Below are 1732 nucleotides of genomic sequence, written 5' to 3' on the forward strand. Positions count from 1 at the left end.
GCGACCTCATCGATGATCTCGAGCCGGCGCTCCCAGCGTTCGCGCACCGCAGGATCACTCGGGGCCTGCCGCTTGCCGCCTGAATGGAGCGCCTCGAACCAACCCGTCACCCCCGCGTCTTCTTCCCTGAGGCCAGTGATATGAATCACGGGCACGCCCACGGCTCGCGCCTTGGCCATCAGTCGCTGAATATAGGGCACGGCGGCCCACCCGGAGGGGCCGCAATAACTTGGCCATTTCTCGATGCCCTCCAGGAGCGGCACATTCTCGTCGCCAAAGACGGCGCGATAGAGATCGACATTGATCACGGCCGGCCGATGACCGACGCCGATCGCGCACTTACTCCCATGCTGCTTGTCTTGCGCCGTCAAGAATGAGTCCCACACGCGCTTTGGCGCCGTCTCTGTCTTTGGCATGGTCTCTCTCCGTGTCTAATCCGCTCAGCTCAGTGACGCGACGATCGGATTGCGCCGCCAGTACCGAGGCTGGTCCGCGCGACTCGCCTCAAGAATGCACCCGGCGTTCTTGCACCTGTTGCCATACGCTTGCCTGTCGGCAGATCGAACATGCCGCTTGGCGAAGTGTCAAGAAGCACAAGCAGCTCCCGCATCGTCAATATTGCCAGATTTGAATTTCCGATACGGCTAGCCGAACCGGCGAGGCGTGTCTGCGCCGTCGGAGATCGCGCCAGTCAGGATATCGTAAACCGCCGGTGCTCCAAGACCGTTGAGACCCGCGTGCAGCACCGCAAGCGTCATGGCACCCATGGCTATTCCGATCGGGCGACCCGTACCACCGGACAGCGACACGCCGCAGAGAATCGCGGCGGCAGTGGCGGGAAGTAGCACGTCCGATAGGCCAGTCGGCGAAGCGGAGGCACGACTGTAACTCAAGAACGCTCCGCTCAGGGCAGCCAAGACGCCCGAGAAACCGAAGATACCGACGAGCAGGGTATCGAAGCCGAGTCCCGCCAACCGGTCGGTTCGGCGATCGCTTCCGATCGCGATCAGATCGCGTCCGAGACACGTGCCGCCGATTACCAAGGCAGCAACAAAGAATATGGCAGGGGTAGCGGAGTGATGCGCGTATTTGCCCAGTGGATGAATAATAGACGGTAAAGTTTGGATTTTGCGAACTCATCTTGGGCTACGTTCGTCCCTGGACGGTGAGCGAGCCAATCCGGCAGAATCGAGCTGTTCGCTCTGGTGTAATCGCTTGCATGAAGATGTCGGCTGCTGGGCCCGTCGCGACGGATAACGCGGCGCAACATAATGTCTGCTATGTGGGGTATTACGGAAGTGACGGGCACACGGTCGCAACGGCACGATTGACCCAAATAGCCATCCGCTTTCGTTAGCCAGATTGACATTGGAAGCGGCTGAATTGAAACCGCTGTAAGCTGCCGCCAGGCGTGCAATGGTCACGGCGGCGGCAGTCGATCAAGCTTGAAAGGGGGCCGAGTACCTCGCCGATCGAGGTGCCATCGTGCCGAACCACTGGAAGACCGCTGCATCGCTCCGGCCCGTCCGGTGCAAAGGTGCCGATGATCACATGGCCGCCAGGGCGCACCGCCTCGCGCAGGCGCCCAGCGTACGCGGCGCGGTCGGACGGTTCGATCAGGAAATGAAACGCGGCCCGGTCGTGCCAAACCTCGTAGCCCTTGTCTGGGCGCCATGCCGTCACGTCGGCGATAATCCATAGAACATGCTCGGCCCTCGGACCGAGCCTGTTC

At 61.5% G+C, this 1732-nt stretch carries 2 protein-coding genes and 1 pseudogene; all 3 read right to left on the reverse strand.

Going from position 1 to position 1732, the window contains the following annotated elements; genetic code table 11:
- A pseudogene (locus WB528_RS01755) lies at positions 1 to 416 on the reverse strand (hypothetical protein); the annotation flags it as partial.
- 228 nt (positions 417 to 644) lie between these two features.
- Positions 645 to 1043: an ABC transporter permease subunit gene (locus tag WB528_RS01760; protein WP_423886711.1), complete on the reverse strand. Its 399-nt coding sequence runs from the start codon at positions 1041 to 1043 to the stop codon at positions 645 to 647.
- A 310-nt stretch (positions 1044 to 1353) separates the two neighbouring features.
- The coding region (locus tag WB528_RS01765) for a class I SAM-dependent methyltransferase (protein ID WP_423886712.1) at positions 1354 to 1732 on the reverse strand (379 nt) is incomplete at its 5' end.

The organism is Bradyrhizobium sp. (assembly GCF_049586575.1).
Lineage (GTDB): Bacteria > Pseudomonadota > Alphaproteobacteria > Rhizobiales > Xanthobacteraceae > Bradyrhizobium.